At 33.3% G+C, this 17474-nt stretch carries 17 protein-coding genes; 5 read left to right on the top strand and 12 right to left on the bottom strand.

The features are described from left to right. Positions 1 to 55 precede the first annotated feature (55 nt). The 6 genes from LQ677_RS09165 to LQ677_RS09190 form a co-directional block, all read right to left on the bottom strand. Entirely contained in the window at positions 56 to 745 is a 690-nt protein-coding gene (locus tag LQ677_RS09165; protein ID WP_037560312.1) for an LrgB family protein, read from the bottom strand. Further along, on the bottom strand, positions 742 to 1125 hold the full coding sequence (locus LQ677_RS09170; RefSeq protein ID WP_239748591.1) for a CidA/LrgA family protein: 384 nt from the start codon (positions 1123 to 1125) through the stop codon (positions 742 to 744). Before LQ677_RS09170 ends, LQ677_RS09165 begins: the two co-directional genes overlap by 4 nt. Before the next feature lie 148 nt (positions 1126 to 1273). Then, entirely contained in the window at positions 1274 to 2170 is an 897-nt protein-coding gene (cidR, locus tag LQ677_RS09175) for a cidABC operon transcriptional activator CidR (RefSeq protein ID WP_037590204.1), read from the bottom strand. Between the two features lie 26 nt (positions 2171 to 2196). Beyond that, positions 2197 to 3531, bottom strand: a complete 1335-nt coding sequence (locus LQ677_RS09180; protein WP_159316009.1) for a sodium-dependent transporter — start codon at positions 3529 to 3531, stop codon at positions 2197 to 2199. 70 nt (positions 3532 to 3601) lie between these two features. Continuing rightward, positions 3602 to 4747 (bottom strand): FAD-dependent oxidoreductase, encoded by a 1146-nt coding sequence (locus LQ677_RS09185; protein WP_374199840.1) that lies wholly within the window; start codon positions 4745 to 4747, stop codon positions 3602 to 3604. Between the two features lie 16 nt (positions 4748 to 4763). Then, positions 4764 to 5327 (bottom strand): PadR family transcriptional regulator, encoded by a 564-nt coding sequence (locus tag LQ677_RS09190; RefSeq protein ID WP_103361078.1) that lies wholly within the window; start codon positions 5325 to 5327, stop codon positions 4764 to 4766. A gap of 214 nt (positions 5328 to 5541) precedes the next feature. Between LQ677_RS09190 and scdA the strand changes: the two genes are divergently transcribed. The 4 genes from scdA (at position 5542) to LQ677_RS09210 (ending at position 8480) form a co-directional block, all read left to right on the top strand. After that, the gene (gene scdA / locus LQ677_RS09195) at positions 5542 to 6225 is read left to right on the top strand and encodes an iron-sulfur cluster repair di-iron protein ScdA (protein WP_204173497.1); all 684 of its coding nucleotides are present in this window, start codon (positions 5542 to 5544) and stop codon (positions 6223 to 6225) included. Positions 6226 to 6250: 25 nt separating this feature from the next. Continuing rightward, a complete protein-coding gene (locus LQ677_RS09200; protein ID WP_204173498.1) occupies positions 6251 to 7006 on the top strand; it encodes a class I SAM-dependent methyltransferase in 756 nt (251 codons plus the stop codon). A 58-nt stretch (positions 7007 to 7064) separates the two neighbouring features. Continuing rightward, entirely contained in the window at positions 7065 to 7502 is a 438-nt protein-coding gene (locus LQ677_RS09205; RefSeq protein ID WP_051575467.1) for a VOC family protein, read from the top strand. 111 nt (positions 7503 to 7613) lie between these two features. Next, positions 7614 to 8480 (top strand): nuclease-related domain-containing protein, encoded by an 867-nt coding sequence (locus LQ677_RS09210; protein WP_239748611.1) that lies wholly within the window; start codon positions 7614 to 7616, stop codon positions 8478 to 8480. A gap of 866 nt (positions 8481 to 9346) precedes the next feature. On the opposite strand, the gene LQ677_RS09215 is transcribed toward LQ677_RS09210, so the two are convergent. The 5 genes from LQ677_RS09215 to LQ677_RS09235 form a co-directional block, all read right to left on the bottom strand. Further along, complete coding sequence (locus LQ677_RS09215; RefSeq protein WP_239748626.1) at positions 9347 to 10315, bottom strand: sugar phosphate isomerase/epimerase family protein; 969 nt, start codon at positions 10313 to 10315, stop codon at positions 9347 to 9349. A gap of 12 nt (positions 10316 to 10327) precedes the next feature. Then, the gene (locus LQ677_RS09220) at positions 10328 to 11368 is read right to left on the bottom strand and encodes a Gfo/Idh/MocA family protein (protein ID WP_239748638.1); all 1041 of its coding nucleotides are present in this window, start codon (positions 11366 to 11368) and stop codon (positions 10328 to 10330) included. 17 nt (positions 11369 to 11385) lie between these two features. Continuing rightward, positions 11386 to 12102: a ThuA domain-containing protein gene (locus tag LQ677_RS09225; protein ID WP_048540505.1), complete on the bottom strand. Its 717-nt coding sequence runs from the start codon at positions 12100 to 12102 to the stop codon at positions 11386 to 11388. A 15-nt stretch (positions 12103 to 12117) separates the two neighbouring features. Further along, positions 12118 to 13194 (bottom strand): Gfo/Idh/MocA family protein, encoded by a 1077-nt coding sequence (locus LQ677_RS09230; RefSeq protein WP_239748647.1) that lies wholly within the window; start codon positions 13192 to 13194, stop codon positions 12118 to 12120. Between the two features lie 237 nt (positions 13195 to 13431). Continuing rightward, positions 13432 to 13998 (bottom strand): helix-turn-helix domain-containing protein, encoded by a 567-nt coding sequence (locus tag LQ677_RS09235; RefSeq protein ID WP_204173502.1) that lies wholly within the window; start codon positions 13996 to 13998, stop codon positions 13432 to 13434. Positions 13999 to 14110: 112 nt separating this feature from the next. Here LQ677_RS09235 and LQ677_RS09240 point away from each other — a divergent pair, with 112 nt between their 5' ends. Next, positions 14111 to 15580 (top strand): L-lactate permease, encoded by a 1470-nt coding sequence (locus LQ677_RS09240; protein ID WP_239748656.1) that lies wholly within the window; start codon positions 14111 to 14113, stop codon positions 15578 to 15580. 170 nt (positions 15581 to 15750) lie between these two features. On the opposite strand, the gene LQ677_RS09245 is transcribed toward LQ677_RS09240, so the two are convergent. Continuing rightward, positions 15751 to 17403 (bottom strand): Na/Pi cotransporter family protein, encoded by a 1653-nt coding sequence (locus tag LQ677_RS09245; protein WP_058612102.1) that lies wholly within the window; start codon positions 17401 to 17403, stop codon positions 15751 to 15753. Positions 17404 to 17474: the final 71 nt, after the last annotated feature.

A 17474-nucleotide genomic window follows, 5' to 3' on the forward strand; every position in this document is an offset into this window, starting at 1 on the left:
TATAAAAAAGAAGGAAATATGACATGAATTTTGCCATATCTCCTTCTATATCTCATTAAATATAAGTGGTCATTAAATAAAGTACTGGTAACATAATCGCACTGAGTACAGCTGTTAAAATCATACCAATTGTACTAAACGCACCTGCTTCAATATTAGATTCCAAAGCTTTTGCTGTACCAAATGCATGTGAAGCATTACCATACGTTAAACCTTTTGCTAAATCACTTGTAAACTTCGCTTTGCTAATATAAAAATTACCTAAAATACTACCAATTAAACCTGTCGCTATAATAAACATAACTGTTATCGTATCTGTTCCACCCATTTGGTGAGACACTTCAATACCTACTGCTGCTGTCATCGATCTAGGTAAAATTGTGACAATCGTTGAACTCGGATATCCCATTAAAAAGAGAACTCCATAAATAAGAACAAAGTTAACCATAATGCCTGCTAATACACTTGAAATAATAATTTTGAAGTTCGCAACAATCAACTTTCTATATTTATATAACGGATAAGCTAAACTCACAACTGAACAATCTAAAAATTGATGAATCCACGAACCACCTACCATGTAGTCTTTGTAATTCATACCTAACACTAATAAAATTGTGACAATCATAATTGAAGCAATCAGTGCTGGATTAAGAATAGGATGTTTATATTTAATTTGTAGTTTCTTAGCGATGATAAAACAAGCTAATGTTAAAAGTACCATCAATAAAGATTGTATAATCATGATGCATTCTCCTTATCCGTTTTATTAATATTTAAAAACTTTTCACATACATAACCAGATGAGAGTGCTACTAAACTTGTACTCACAATGAGTAACACGATCATAATGATATAACCTGGTCCAATCTGATCTGCAATATCCATTATGCCTACAATTGAAGGCACGAAAAATAAAATCATAACATTAATTAATTTATTAGCACCGACTTCTATCCATCGTTCAGGTAAAATACCTGTTAGAAGTAATAAAAATAATAATGCTAGTCCAACAATACTACCTGCAATTGGTATATGTAATATTTCTTGAAGCCATTTACCAATTTGAGTAATCATATATATGAGAGATACTTGAAATAGTATCTTTATAAACAATTTGATCATATGCGCTCATCCTTTTAATAAGACTTATAGACAATATTATAGGACGGTTCAAAGTATTAATAAAATACATATTATCGATTTAACATATTCCGTATTGGAATAGTTTAAACATGTCATTACTGCTCAAAGCAAAAAACAGGCTAGAACATTATGTTCCGGCCTGCTTCTTGATTAATGATTCTTTTAGAAATAATATCCATTCTTTCGTAACTCTGTTAACATAGGCACCTTTTTTCCAAATTAATCCGAGATGCCAATATATCTTTTCACCTTCAAGTTCAATCATTGTTACATCATCACTCATTTGTTCAGCAATACTTTGTGGCACAATAGATAGACCAAGTCCTCTTTCTATCATATTGCTGATAAAGGTAAGCTGTGATATTTTAGCAACTGTCTTTGGATAGAAACCTTCTTTCCGACAGTTCTCAATAATCATATCTCTTAAATAATAGTCATCGTGAAACAAGACAAATTCTTCATCTTTTAATTCACTGATTGATACTTGATGTCTCTTGGCAAGTTTATGTGACTTATTCACTACTAAAAACAATTCCTCTTTATAAAGTGGCACGCTGTTATATTTAGATGAGTCTACTGGTAATGTCGTCACACCAATATCTACTTCATCTTTATTAATATAATGTTCTACCGCTTTACCGCCACCTTCAGTAACTTCGTATGTGACGTTAGAATATTTACCATGAAAATTCTCGAGACTATCTGTTATAAGATCCACTTTAATCATAGGCGACAAACCTAATCTAATATGTCCACGTTGCACTTCAAAGATATCATTCAATTCGAGCGTCAAATGATCAAATAATGTTAAGAATTCTACCGCTTTATCGTAAAATACTTCGCCAGTATCTGTTAGTTTAATGTGTTTTTGTGAACGATCAAACAGCGTGACATCAAATTCATTTTCAAGATTTTTCACAGCTTTACTAATTGTAGATTGCGCTACAAATAAATGTTCTGCAGCTTGGGTCATACCACCATTTCTAACAATTTCCACAAAATATTTTAACTGTTTAAACTCCATTTGCTATACCTCATTTCATGACAGAATTAAAGCGAACATATAAATACGATAAGTATAATAATTGGAATGATATATCTCATTAAGAACTTCCATAATTTAAACCATTTTAAAGACAGTTGATTCCCCATTTGGAATTCTCTTTTTACAATAGCTTGATCCATTCTAAACGAAATAAATATAGCAATTAGTAAACAGCCAATTGGCAATAATATATTGCTCACTAAATAATCTGTAGCATCAAATATAGACTTTCCAAAAATCGAAACATCTGCAAGAACACCATATGACAGTGATGATGGAATACAAGCGATAAATGTCAGTAATCCTAATATCCACACTATTTTCGAACGTGATCTTTTGCCTTCTTTTTCGAAAGCTGAAATGATAATTTCAAATTGACTAAATGAAGAAGTCAATGTCGCAAATAAGAATAACAGTAAAAATAACGTTAAGAATACTGAACCAAATGCCATTTGGCCAAATACATTAGGTAATACGATAAATAATAATCCAGGACCTTCAGTAGGTTCTAATGAAAAAGCAAATACAACTGGGAATATCGCCATTCCCGCTAATATAGACACGATAATATTCATAATCGATACCGACATAGCTGACGTTGGTAAGCTTTCCTTTTTACTTAAATAGGAACTATAAGTAACCATACATGAGAATCCAACAGCTAACGCGAAGAATGACTGACCTAACGCATACAATACGCCTTCAGCTGAGAAGTCTTCAAAGTTGAAACTAAAGAAGAACGATAATCCTTCAGACGCACCTTCTAAAGTTACTGCTCTCACAACAAGAATAATAAAGAATATAAATAATAAAGGCATTAATACATTATTTGCACGTTCAATACCTTTTTTAATACCGAAGTTTAACACAACAACATTCATTAAAATAAAGACAAACACACCGATTAATACAGTAAATGGCTCTCCTATAATTTGTTCAAAGACTTTACCGTAGTTTGTACCATCAGATATAAGATTGCCTGTTAATCCCAATGCTGTATAAATTGTAATCCAACCACCTACAACACTGTAAAAGGATAATAATAAGAAACATCCAATAACACCAAGTCTGCCCGTTATTCTCCATGGTGATTTTGGTGCTAGCGTATCATAGGCTGCAACAGCTTCTTTGTTTGTTGCACGTCCAATGATAAATTCCGAAATCAACATCGGTAAGCCAATAAATAATGTAAATATAATAAATAACAATAAGAAGGCGCCACCACCGAATTGACCTGCAACATAAGGAAACTTCCATATTGCGCCAATACCGATTGCAGCACCTGCTGATGCCATAATAAATCCTATCTTAGATGACCATTGATCTCTTTGTTTGACCATGTTATCACTCCATTCAGTTCTTCCTTAATTGAAGTATAACGTAAATTAATCATCTACACAGTAAGAATTTTTATGACATTAGTTCTACATTTGTAAATATACTGCCCATTTTTTCAGCAGCATTATCCGAAAACATTAAATCTAAATTATCTTGAGATTCTTGTGCATGTTCTTCAGAAGCTTTGTACATTTCATCTTCGTATGCTGTTATCATATCTTCTAAATTGTCATGATTTTTAAATGCGCGTGCTAATAAATACGCATCATATAATGCTGTATTAACACCTTCGCCAGCGAATGGGCTCATAACGTGAGCCGCATCACCTAACAATGTCACATTCGATTGACGATCCCATTTGAAACCAATTGGCAATTTATAAATTCTTCTAAATAAAGCTTGATCATCAGCGTATGAAATGTATTTTAAAAGGTCTTTATCCCAATCTTTAAAATCTTGTAATAAACGTGATTTTAGTTGGTCAGGAGACAAAGCTTTATACGTATCTAAATCTTTATAAGGCATGCGATAAGTGACATAAACTTTAATCGATCCATCACCGTTCAATTGCCCGAGTATAGCTTGTTCACCGCCAAGCGCCATGATTTTACCATTCTTATTAAAAGCAGCTAAATCTGGAAATTGTTGTTTCACATCAGAAACGTTTAGTTCGACCATTGAAATACCTGTGTAGCTGATTTCTTGCTCTGTTATAAATGGTCTCACTTTAGAAAATGATCCATCTGCACCGACTACAACATCAAAGATTTCACTCACATTATGATTAAAAGTGACTTTAACTTTATGATTATCTAACGTTTCTATTGCTTTAAATTCATAATGATAGCGGATGTTTTCTGGATTGATTTCGTTAAGAATCATATCGCAAAGTTCACCACGGTCAATCTCTGGTCTTCCACCCTCACCTTCTGCATCATCTTCAAAATACAATGTGCCATCTGGTCCTAGTATTTTTGTATCTTCGCCTTCAAATCTTGCCATACTTTTAAATGTTTCAATAAGACCAGCTTCTTTAATCGGCAATTGTCCGGATTCTTCGTGAATGTCTAACGAACCTCCTCTATTGCCATTAATATTGCGCTCACCTTTTTCAAATATCGTAAATGGAATCCCTTGTTTCTGTAATAACAAACCGAGCATTAAGCCACTAGGACCTCCACCTATAATTGCGACTTTATTATTTTTATTGCTATTCAACATGTTTACCTTCTTTTTAATTTTTATATAAGTTTTTTGCTTTTTCTTTTGTTTCATTTATAAATGATTCGAATTTCGCTTTCTTCTCATCATCTTCTACTGCTTCTCTTCCCGCTAACATAATTTCTTTAAATAAATCTCTAAGTTGATTTCGTGCATCTTCCATTGCTTTAATATCAACATTTTGGAATCCTTCTAATCGTTTCGTAAATTCATCTTGATCGATGTTTTCATTTAAAAATGTTTCACCCTCATCTGTAATTGTATAAACTTTTTTATTACCATCTTTAGAAATTGATACAAAGTCTCTATCTTCTAACATTTGCAAAATTGGATAAACAGAACCTGGGCTTGGTGCATAGAATCCTTTGAATCTTTCTTCTAAATCTTTAATGACTTGATAACCATGTTTTGGTTCTTCTTTTAACATTTTTAAAATAATAAATTGTAAGTTCCCTTTCTTAAAGAAACGATCTCTTCCCGGATGTCCGCCAAAACCTCTGCCAAAATCAAAGCCATCACGATTCATCATATGACCTCTGTGATTGTTAAATCTTCCCTCAAAATTTCTTCTAAACATATAATCACCTTTCTTCTTTTCGATATATCGTTATATTATCCGATATATCGAAAAGAGTCAAGCGATATATCGGAATAAATTTTATCGACATCTTTTCATACCATATTTTTTACAATTTTATGTAATTTTCATGGAATTCCTTAATACTGAGAATGTTTCTCATATAATATAATTGAGATATATAGAAGGTAAATATTTTAAAGGAGGTCATTACATGATTACTAAAGAGCGTCATGTTGCTGATGTCGTAACAGATATTCCAAAGTCTGCTGATATTTTTCGTAAATACGGTATCGACTTTTGTTGTGGAGGTGATGTATCCATTGATGAAGCCGTGTCTAATAATAAAAAGGTCGATTTAGAAACATTGTTAAATCAACTCAATAGCATACCTGCCGATCAACAAAATGGCGGAATTGATATTAAATATTTAGATGCTGCTTCACTTATTCAGTACATTCAATCTCGATATCATGAAGGATTGAGAACTGAGTTCCAAAACTTAACACCTTATGTTACAAAGTTGGCTAAAGTTCACGGTCCAAGTCATCCATATTTATTAGAACTAAAGGACTTATATACTAAATTAAAGTCTGCATTATTAGAACATATTGATGAAGAAGATCATCAGTCGTTCCCTAAACTTTTAGATGTATCAGCAGGCAAACAAGTTGATCAATTAAACGAAACGATTACATCTTTAGTTGATGACCATGACGAAGCTGGACAATTATTACGAGAAATACGTACCATCACAAACGATTACCAACCGCCTCTAGAAGCATGTGGTACATGGAGACTTGTCTATCAACGTTTAGAACAATTAGAACGCGACACACATGAACATGTTCATTTAGAAAACCACGTATTATTTAAGAAATACAAACATCTACTTTAAAAACTTTTTAAAGGAATGATTCATTATGAAAAAAGAAGCTGGACATACATTTTTAGCGAAGTTAGGTAAGAAAAGATTAAGACCTGGTGGAAAAATTGCGACAGATTGGCTCATTAAAAAAGGACATTTTACGAAAGATAAATATGTATTAGAAGTTGGTTGCAATATGTGTACAACAGCTATGCAAATTGCGAAAACTTACGGATGTAGAATTGAAGGTGTCGACTTAAATGCTAAAGCTTTAGAAAAAGGTATTAAAAATGTATCATCTGCAAACTTATCTCATTTAATTAATGTTCAAAAAGCTAATGCGATGAACTTACCATTTGAAGATGAACAATTTGATATCGTATTAAATGAAGCTATGCTTACGATGCTGCCAATTAAAGCGAAAGAACAAGCATTAAAAGAATATTACCGCGTCTTGAAACCAGGTGGCATCGTATTAACACATGATATCGCCATTATTAATGTTAAATCTAAAGATGAAATTATCCATCATTTAAGTGATGCCATTAACGTTAAAGTAACCCCACTACCAACAGCAGAATGGTACAAACTTTATCAAGATGCTGGTTTCAAACAAATAGAATCGCATATTGGCGCGTTAACACTGATGACGCCAGCTGGCATGATACGAGATGAAGGTGTATTGGGTACGCTTAAAATTATAAAAAATGCCTTAAAAAAAGAAAATCGCTCTATGTTCTTTAATATGTTTAAAACAATGAAACGATATAAAAAAGATATGAATTATATTGTTCATGCTGTTAGGAAATAACCGTCTCAACAGATATAATAGTTATAATATAACTATTAACTGAATTGGAGATGTAAACATGAAATTAAATAAAATGGACCATGTAGGTATAATCGTTGAAGATTTAGAATCTGTTAAAGCATTTTTTAGTACGTTAGGATTGGAACTGATTGGAGAACAAAATATTAACGGTGAATGGATCGGCAATATTTATGGTGTAGATGCTTTAGAAGCAAGCATTGCTATGATGAAAGTTCCTCACGATGAAACAGCTATAGAACTCATACAATTTCGTGACCAATCATCAACGACCAACAAATCTATACATTTCCCAAGAAATGTAGGTGCTAGTCATTTTGCATTTTCAGTTCAAAATATTGAACAAGTTGTAGAACAATTGGCCACAACATCCTCTCAAGTGATTGGAGAAATTACGCAATTCGAAGACATCTACAAATTGTGTTATATCAAAGGTCCAGAAGGTATTTATATCGAATTAGCAGAAAAACTCAAATAAGTTATAATAAAAACATTTTGGAAATCAAGATAATCGGTTTCTAAAATGTTTTTATTTGTATTTTAGTGGAATATTATATATAATAAATGTAAAAAAATAGGAGGTTGATAGATGGTACTCACACGATATAACAAGGCAATCTTTGGTCGAATAGATGCCAATCAAGACACCCAAGAAATTTATCGACAAATCCAAGGAGAAGAAGGTGAACAAATTGTACAACAAATGTTAGAACAAGAACTTAAGTTAAATTATGTGCATAACATTGAATTAAATATAAAGAACCAAATTCAACTCGATTTCCTCATTGTAGATGATGATAAGATGATTAATTTAGAAGTCAAACACTATAAAGGCGACTACTATATCATCGATAATCAAATGAAAAATAGTTACGGGAACATATTCCAAACCCCCTTTTCACAAATGAAAAGAGCCGAATATGAACTTGAATTGATTAAATCACATCTCAATATTAAACGAGATATTATATCTTATCTCGTATTTACAAACCCCACATTTACACTTCACTCTGACATACCTAATCGTAAACAGGTACTGTTACCAACAGAGTTACACAAAATTCCTAAGTTATTTAATAATTTTAAAGTAGACGAAAATAGAGCCATCCTCAATAAAATCAAAACACTTAAACAAGATTTTTCGAAGACCTACCCTAGACATATAATTCCATTCGAACAAATCAAACCAGGCTTAAGATGTCCACATTGCCGTAAAATCAACCAAATACAATTAGATAAACGAATGAGATTCGGTCATTGTATGTATTGCTCAAGACATATACAGAGACAGTTACTCTACTTAGAAAATTTAAAAGAATTATACGTATTAAAGAATGGGCCATTTACTTTAAAAGAAGCAGAATTGTGGTGTGGTGGGGATGCGCATGCTATCAGAAGAGTGTGCAAACGTCATTTTAAGAAGAAGGGAAAACATAAAAGTTATTTTTATTTATAGAATAATGCCTTCTAAAGTAAGGAATTTGGGCTCTTCTTGGCTTTATTCCTGCTTTAAGCCAAGACTTGGGGGATCTCTTGGCTTTACTCCTTCTTTAAGCCAAGACTTGCGGGATCTCTTGGCTTTACTTCCTCTTTAAGCCAAGATTTGAGCCATCTCTTGGCTTTACTCCTTCTTCAAGCCAAGACTTGGGGGATTTCTTGGCTTTACTTCCTCTTTAAGCCAAGACTGGGGGATCTCTTGGCTTTACTCCTTCTTTAAGCCAAGACTTGAGCCATCTCTTGGCTTTACTTCCTCTTTAAGCCAAGACTTAGACAATCTCTTGGCTTTACTCCTTCTTTAAGCCAAGACTTGGGGGATCTCTTGGCTTTACTTCCTCTTTAAGCCAAGACTTGGGCAATCTCTTGGCTTTACTCCTTCTTTAAGCCAAGACTTGGGCAATCTCTTGGCTTTACTCCTGCTTTAAGCCAAGACTTAGACAATCTCTTGGCTTTACTCCTGCTTTAAGCCAAGACTTAGACAATCTCTTGGCTTTACTCCTGCTTTAAGCCAAGACTTGTGGGATCTCTTGGCTTTACTTCCTCTTTAAGCCAAGACTTGGGCAATCTCTTGGCTTTACTTCCTCTTTAAGCCAAGACTTAGACAATCTCTTGGCTTTACTCCTGCTTTAAGCCAAGACTTGAGCCATCTCTTGGCTTTACTCCTGCTTTAAGCCAAGATTTGAGCTCAAATTTATAAAATGACTGTATATTTTTGTATATTTCTAATTTTTAAAAGTGAATCTACTTATCCCCATCCCCCTAGATTCACCCCCCTCAAAAATAAAAACCATGGTATCAGCCCTCAAGCTGAAACCATGGTTTTCTTCATGCCCACCATATATTATCTAATGATTCGTTTATATTTACTGCTTGTAAATTATGTGCTGCTTTTTGGAATCCTTCTTCTACTGACATGATTGGGTCTTCATGTTCTATACTCACGACATAATCATATCCATTGATTCTCAATGCACTAATAATATCTCCCCATACTTGTGGGCTATGTCCATAACCGACTGTTCTGAATGTCCAAGCTCGTGATTGAACTGAACTATACGGTTGCATATCTGTTAATCCGTACATATTGACATTTTCTTGGTCGATATAAGTATCTTTTGCATGAAAATGATGAATCGCACCAGCTTTACCTAATATTTTAATGGCTGCTATCGGGTCAATGCCTTGCCACCATAAATGACTTGGATCTAAGTTCGCACCAATCGCATCGTTTGTCGCTTCTCTAAGTTTTAAAAGTGTATGTGGTGTATGTACTGAGAATCCAGCGTGTAGTTCAATACCTATTTTAACGTTGTGGTCTTTAGCAAACTGGGCCGCTTCTTTCCAATAAGGTATCAACTTCTTCTCCCATTGCCACTCTAATATTTCTGAGTATGCTGTTGGCCACGGTGTTACTGGCCAGTTTGGATGTTTAGCGTCTTCATCTGATCCTGGTATACCTGAAAATGTATTAACAACTGGGACACCTAGAATCGAAGCTAATTTCACCGATTTAATAAATGTTTCATGTGCTTGTTTAGCATGTTCTTTATCTGGTGAAACAGGATTGTCATGACAACTGAATGCACTGATTTCTAATCCACGTTTCTTGATAGCATCCATAAATGCTTGTCTTTTACTTTCATCTTCTAACAATTCATCTACATTACAAAAATGGTTACCCGGATTCCCACCTGTACCGATTTCGACCATTTTCAATCCAGAATCTGCAACATGATCTAACATTTCTTCAAACGTTTTATCTTGAAAAAGTACTGTAAATACACCAATTTTCATATGTAACACCCCTTATTTTAATTTAACACTCGTACCTTGTTCACTACTTTCATAAATTGCATCTATTAATGCACTCACGCGTCTAGCTTCTTCAGGTTTCACGACTAACGACTCTAGTCCTAAACAACTATTCACAAAGTTTAAAGTCTGACGTTCTGCAGCAATATTTTCATTATGTTCAGCATATGCTTGTTCGTTGAAAAATGTACCAAATCGAGGTTGATAAATTTCAAATGGATAAAGGTTAATACCCCCATCTACACCAGACATACTTAAGTGAATTTTATCTTCTTTAATATTTGCAGACCATGAGCATTCGAACTGCATCGTTGAACCGTCTTCAAATGTTATAAATGAAGATACATGGTCATCTACTTCAAACGTTTCATGATCAAATGTTCCCCAATCATTGATTTGATTAGGTGTCTGACTCAAACGATTGTACGTCTTACCTAATACTTCGACTGGTTTCCCATCCGTTTGTAACCATAAAGCAAGGTCTAATAAATGGCATCCATAATCAATTAGACTGCCGCCGCCTTGAAGTTGTTTATTTGTAAACACACCCCAACCTGGCACTTTTCTTCGACGCAATGCTTGTACTCTCGTTACAAGCGCATCACCTACAACACCTTCATCAATTGCACGACGAGCTGTTATTGCGGCATCTGTAAAGCGATAATGATAGCCTATTGCGAGCACTTTACCAGATTGATTTGCCGCTTCAATCATTGCATCACATTCTTTGCGATTCATAGCCATTGGTTTCTCACAAAATACATGTACACCTGCATTTAACGCGGCAACTGTTATTTCTGCATGAAATTTATTTGGTGTACATATGACGACCGCATCTACACTATTAAACATCTCCTCATATTCTGAAAAGACATTTGGAATTTGAAATTGTGATGATACTTTTTTAGCGAGTTCTTGATTAATATCTTGTACACCAACAATTTCAACTAAGTGATTTAATTTTTGTAAAGCTGGTATATGTCTGTTTTGTGCGATACCTCCGACACCTATAACACCTAGTTTAAGTTTATCCATAAATATAATCTCCTATTTTATTTCTTACTAATTTCTTCTAAAGGTTGTGCATTACCATATTGATGTTTAGGTGTGCGATCATTTTTCGCCCACTTAACAGCATTTTTAATAACTTGTTGAATTTCTTCATTATAATAAGTAGGGTAACTTTCGTGTCCCGGTCTAAAATAAAAAATCTTTCCGTTTCCGCGCTTAAATGTCGCACCACTTCTAAACACTTCTCCACCTTCAAACCAACTGATAAATATAGTTTCATCTGGTGCCGGTATATCAAAGTGTTCGCCGTACATTTCTTCTTTTTCTAATTCAATATATTGCCCTAATCCATCTGTAATTGGATGTGTTGGATCAACTACCCAAAGTCGCTCTCTATCATCTGCTTCGCGCCATTTCAAATCACATGTCGTACCCATCAAACTTTTGAATATTTTAGAGAAATGTCCAGAATGTAACACGATAAGACCCATACCATCTAGTACACGTGCTTTTACTTTTTCGACGATTTCATCTTTCACTTCATCATGTGCTTTATGACCCCACCATAACAAGACATCAGTCTCAGCTAATACTTCATCCGTTAATCCATGTTCCGCTTCATCTAATGTTGCTGTTTTAACGTCATGTTCTTCGCCTAAAAATTCAGCAATAACATTGTGAATACCATTAGGATAAACTGCTTTTATTTCTTCACTTTCTACTTCATGTCTATATTCATTCCATACTGTTATGTTCATTAATAAAACCCCTTCTTAGTCAAAATATACTGCTTTACCAGTCTTAGCTGATTCATAAAGTGCTTCTAATATTTGTGTAATCACAATTGCTTGTTCTGGTTTCACAACAGGCTCTGTATCATTAAGAATGCTGTCAATCCAACTACGTGCCTCTACTTCAGCTTCGTCTACTTTTTCACCTTCATAAAAGTCAACGCCTTTATTTTCAAGTTCTACTTGCGTTGTATATAAAGAACCAAAGTCTTCTCCGTGGATTCTTAAGCCATCTTTCATATCGGCACCGCCTTCAGTACCAGATAATGAACATTTTGCTTCATCTACTTCTAAAGAGTTTAACGCCCAACTTGATTCAAGCATGATTGTCGCACCATTTTTCATCTTAATAAAACCGAAAGCTGAGTCCTCTACTTTGAACTTTTCAGGATTCCATGGTCCCCATGCATTTGCTGCATTTTCTTTCTTACCTAACTTATGAAAAGTTGAACCCATTACTGATTCTGGTTCGTAATTATCCATCATCCATAACGTTAAATCGAGTGCATGTGTCCCAATATCAATTAAAGGACCGCCACCTTGTTGTTCTTCGTCTAAGAAGACACCCCAAGTCGGCACTGCTCTACGACGAATAGCGTGTGCTTTTCCAAAATAAATATCCCCTAAATCACCACGCTCTGTCGCTTTATGTAAATATTGACTGTCAGGTCTAAATCTATTTTGATAACCAATCGTAAGTTTCTTGCCATTACGTTTAGCCGCTTCAATCATTTCTTGCGCCTCTACAGTTGTCTTAGCCATAGGTTTTTCACACATAACATGTTTACCTGCATCTAATGACGCAACCGTTAATTCCTTATGAGAACTGTTCGGTGTACATACATGAATGACATCAATAGCATCATCCTTTAAGAGTGATTGGTAATCTTCGTAAACTTTCGCATTATCCGTACCGTATTCCTTAGCTGCTGCTTGTGCTTTATCAATATCAATATCACAAAAAGCAACAATGTTTACTTCGCTTATTTTTTGTAAACTCGGTAAATGCTTACCATTCGCAATACCACCACAACCAATAATTCCTACATTCAAACTCATATGTACAACCCCTTTTATGTATTTATGCGACAGTTAATAACATTAAGCAATCGCTTACATTTTTGTTTATATAACTATGTTAAAATAAAAAACAATAAACACCAACGAATAACACTTGTAAAGACACTTATATTTTACATCTGAATATATTTTCATAAGTTAAAAATATTTTCAGTATGATAAATAGAAAAACAGTAGAAATTCAAATTAAAATTGAATTTCTACTGTTTGTTGTTTTTACATCCTTTGTGCTTTATTCGAATCTATTACCAATATATATTCACAAAATTCTTTACCCTTATTAATAAAACGATGGCTTTTATGTGCTTCAAAGTAAAACGAATCTCCTGAATCTAATTTGTAATTTTGTATATCATTACCTTCTCTTAATTCAATTGTAACTTCTCCTCTAAGAATATAAATATATTCTCTAACTCCTGGACAATGAGCTGGGAACACACCTGTTTCCGAATCAGGTGGTAATGTGTTTACGATAAATTCTATATCTGAACCCACATTTGGTGAAAGTAGCTTCCTCTCAAACCCACTGTCAGGATCAATATATTTAAGATGTTCATTAGATTTTATTTTAATAGTTCTTCCTGTTTCTTGTTCACCTAATAATTCAGAAATTGTGGTATCTAACCCTTCAGCTATTTGTGCTGCAACTTTTATTGTAGGTTGTTTTTCATTTCTTTCTATTTTAGACAACATTGCTCTACTGACTTTAGATTTCTCAGATAGCTTTTCGAGTGAGTATCCTTTTTTTATTCTTTGTTTTTTTATGTTTTCATAGAATTCCATATTAAAATTTCTCCTATAGTAGATATTTTTCTTGATATTATCTCCAACCTGTATTATATTTAACTCAATTCTACTATAGTAGAATTTTTATATCAATAAAGTGGGTGATAAGATGAATTTACTAATCGCTATACTTCCATTGTTAATTATCTTTATTTGTCTATTTATATTTAAATGGTCTGCTCTAAAAACTGGAATTACCGCCTTTTTATCTACCGTGATCTTGGTATTTATAAATAGTCCATATCATATTTCTTTTGAAATAATAATGAATTCAACTATTAGTGGTATATTAATATCTTCAGTGGCGGCTTATGTAATATTCTTTGGAGTATTACTTTTTCATCTAATGAATGAATCTGGAAAAATTAACGATATCTCAAATCAAATGAAAAATTTAACTAATGATACAGTACTTCAAATAATTATTTTGAGTATTGGTATTTCCCCACTCGTAGAATCTACAAGTGGCTTTGGTACTGCTTTTTTAGTAATTACACCTATTTTAATATCTTTAGGGATCAATAATTATAAAGCAGCTTGTATCGGTATTTTAAGTTTACTAGCAGTACCTTGGGGAGCTTTAGCTACTGGTACAGTAATTGGTACTGAGATAGTAAATCTAAATTTGAAGTTTGTTGGTTTTTTGACAGCAATATTAACTTTCACAACTATCGTATTCTTTTTGAGCACATGTTTATTTATTCTAGGTGGAAGTAAAACACTTTATAATAATATCTTTAAAACTTTAATATACGCTTCATCTTTTTCTTTAACCAATATTATATTTAATTATTTTGTAAGTGTTGAACTTGCTGGAGTATTTAGTTCTTTAATAACCTTGTTAATTGGAATCATAAATATAAATATACAAAATAAAAATATATCTATAAAAGACTATAGATATTTAACTAGTCTTTTAAGCCCATATATCCTTTTAACATCATTAGTTTTTATGACTCGAACAATATCTATCTTTGAAGAATTTTTAAGAAATCATTTTGTTATTTCTTTTGAAAAATATAATTATCAATTAATGTTGTTGTATTCTCCATCATTTTGGTTAGTTATTACTTGCATTTATACAATAATAAGATTCAATATCAATAAATCGACCGTTAGAATAGCTCTACAAAAAACTTTTAGACAATGGAGCCTATTTGTAATATCTACTACTCTCTTTATAGCTTTAGCTGAAATAATGGATGCTTCTGGTATGATTAACTCAATTTCTACGAGTTTAGGTAATAATTTAGGTAATTATTTTATTATTATATCTGGCGCAATCGGAAGTATAGGTGGTTTTTTAACAGGTAGCAATACAGGAGCAAATGCGATGTTTATGAAACTACAAATTCATACTGCCCATCAATTAGATTTATCTACAGGATTAATTGCAGGATTACAAAACGCTAGTGCTTCAAATGCAACAATGAGCACTCCTTCACGAATTATGCTTGCAACTGAATTATGTGAAATAAAAGGCCAAGAAACAAAATTACAATCTCAAATAATAAAAATAGTCATTTTATCTACATTAATATTAATTACTACTACGTTTTTAATTGGGTTAATGATTTAAACATAATATATAGCGATTTTGTGCTGTGCTGACGCCTGAGGGAATAGTATGTGTGAGAGACTACAGGCTCGAACCATACCCTAGGCAAGCATGCACGAACAAAATCGCATATTATAAAAATACCACCTCATTTCTACCTGATTAAATCAGCGAAATGAGGTGGTATTTATTTATATTTTCACTTCAGTTGTTTGTGTGTATGAATGTTCTCCGAGGTTAATCATAGATTCTGATATATTTCGTGAGTGGTAACCAATTCTTTCAAGGATTGATATCATGTCGATATATACAAGGCTACCTTCTGGTGAACATTCTCCAGAGCTTAATCTCTTGATATGTTTTTTACGTAAATCATGCTCTAGTACATATGAATCTTGGCTTCGTTTCACAACTTCGTCTTTTTTCAAATTGTCATAAACATCAAATACTTCAAACGTTTTTTCATATGAAATTTTTACGTGATCATATAATCGTTCAATGCTTTCTTCTGCTTTTGATGAAATTTGAATATCAGCTGATTGTTTCTTCTGCAATTCTTCTAAGTATGATTCTGTTAACGTTGATACTTTCAATATTGTTCTATTAACATCATATAAAACAGATAGCCTTTCAGCATCTTTAGCTGATAGTTTCTTCTCAGATAATTTATTTAAATATTGACGTACATTATCATACATATTATCTACTGCAAGGTGTTTATCTTTATGCTTTTTAATTGCTTTTTCATCAATATTTTCAACATTATTCAACATTGAAACAGTCATTTTACCGATATTTTGAATTTCATCTTGAGCCTCTTGAAGCGCGATACTAGGCGCTCGATTAATTAAATTATTATCAAGATATTTCGGTTTATATTTTTCATTTACATCTTCACCTGGAATGATTTTCGTTACAATCCAAGCTAATGCGAAGATGAATGGTAACTGTATAAGTGTATTTGTTACATTGAATGTTCCGTGTGCAAATGCTATAACCATTTTTGGATTTAAATTCATAGCGTGTTGAATCCATTCCATCGTCATTTCGTAGAATGGTAATATTAATAGAAATACTGCTGCACCGATAACATTAAACATAACATGCGCCATCGCAACACGCTTAGCGGCGATAGAGCCAGCTAAACTTGCTAATACAGCTGTAATCGTCGTTCCAATATTATCACCTAATAAGATAGGTAATGCACCATGCAATGATACTAAATCATTGGCATAGAAACCTTGTAAAATACCAATCGTTGCACTTGAACTTTGAACGATTAACGTCACAAATGTACCTGCAAGTACACCTAATATCGGCGTAGAAGACATATCTAACATAATTTGTTTAAAGCCTTCTAAATTAGCAAGTGGTTTCACCGCGCCACTCATTAATTCTAGACCATAGAATAGCGATCCAAATCCGAAGAAAATCATACCAATATTTTTAACTTTTCTTTTTTGAATGAAGAAAATTAAAAACGCACCTAATGCTAGTATTGGTAAAGCATATTCACCAATGTTAATCCCAATAATAAACGCTGTGACCGTCGTACCGATATTGGCACCCATAACAACGCCTATTGCTTGTCGCATCGTCATAAATCCAGCACTTACGAGTCCGATTGTGATAACTGTTGTTCCTGAACTACTTTGTATTAAAATTGTCACGATCATACCTGCAAGTACACCCATAATAGGATTACTTGTAAATCTATTTAATATACCTCTTAATCTGTCGCCTGCTGCTGCTTGTAAGCCATCGCCCATTTGTTTAATCCCGTATAGGAAGATACCTAAACCACCGATGAATGTAAAAATCATTTGTAATGCCGAGAGTTCCATAACACACCTCTTTAAAGTTATTGTAACCATTGTGAATAATAAACTATAATTGTTAAGCTAATGTAAATTTT

Source organism: Mammaliicoccus sp. Q-M61 (assembly GCF_022386055.1).
Taxonomy (GTDB): Bacteria; Bacillota; Bacilli; order Staphylococcales; family Staphylococcaceae; genus Mammaliicoccus; species Mammaliicoccus sciuri_A.

Bases quoted from the DNA above. Each gene is read 5' to 3' on its own strand.
- LQ677_RS09235 (WP_204173502.1), bottom strand. From the start codon at position 13,998: ATGGAATTCTATGAAAACATAAAAAAACAAAGAATAAAAAAAGGATAC.
- LQ677_RS09215 (WP_239748626.1), bottom strand. From the start codon at position 10,315: ATGAAAATTGGTGTATTTACAGTACTTTTTCAAGATAAAACGTTTGAA.
- LQ677_RS09165 (WP_037560312.1), bottom strand. From the start codon at position 745: ATGATTATACAATCTTTATTGATGGTACTTTTAACATTAGCTTGTTTT.
- LQ677_RS09245 (WP_058612102.1), bottom strand. From the start codon at position 17,403: ATGGAACTCTCGGCATTACAAATGATTTTTACATTCATCGGTGGTTTA.
- LQ677_RS09205 (WP_051575467.1), top strand. From the start codon at position 7,065: ATGAAATTAAATAAAATGGACCATGTAGGTATAATCGTTGAAGATTTA.
- scdA (WP_204173497.1), top strand. From the start codon at position 5,542: ATGATTACTAAAGAGCGTCATGTTGCTGATGTCGTAACAGATATTCCA.
- LQ677_RS09170 (WP_239748591.1), bottom strand. From the start codon at position 1,125: ATGATCAAATTGTTTATAAAGATACTATTTCAAGTATCTCTCATATAT.
- LQ677_RS09180 (WP_159316009.1), bottom strand. From the start codon at position 3,531: ATGGTCAAACAAAGAGATCAATGGTCATCTAAGATAGGATTTATTATG.
- LQ677_RS09210 (WP_239748611.1), top strand. From the start codon at position 7,614: ATGGTACTCACACGATATAACAAGGCAATCTTTGGTCGAATAGATGCC.
- LQ677_RS09200 (WP_204173498.1), top strand. From the start codon at position 6,251: ATGAAAAAAGAAGCTGGACATACATTTTTAGCGAAGTTAGGTAAGAAA.
- LQ677_RS09225 (WP_048540505.1), bottom strand. From the start codon at position 12,102: ATGAACATAACAGTATGGAATGAATATAGACATGAAGTAGAAAGTGAA.
- LQ677_RS09190 (WP_103361078.1), bottom strand. From the start codon at position 5,327: ATGTTTAGAAGAAATTTTGAGGGAAGATTTAACAATCACAGAGGTCAT.
- cidR (WP_037590204.1), bottom strand. From the start codon at position 2,170: ATGGAGTTTAAACAGTTAAAATATTTTGTGGAAATTGTTAGAAATGGT.
- LQ677_RS09240 (WP_239748656.1), top strand. From the start codon at position 14,111: ATGAATTTACTAATCGCTATACTTCCATTGTTAATTATCTTTATTTGT.
- LQ677_RS09220 (WP_239748638.1), bottom strand. From the start codon at position 11,368: ATGGATAAACTTAAACTAGGTGTTATAGGTGTCGGAGGTATCGCACAA.
- LQ677_RS09230 (WP_239748647.1), bottom strand. From the start codon at position 13,194: ATGAGTTTGAATGTAGGAATTATTGGTTGTGGTGGTATTGCGAATGGT.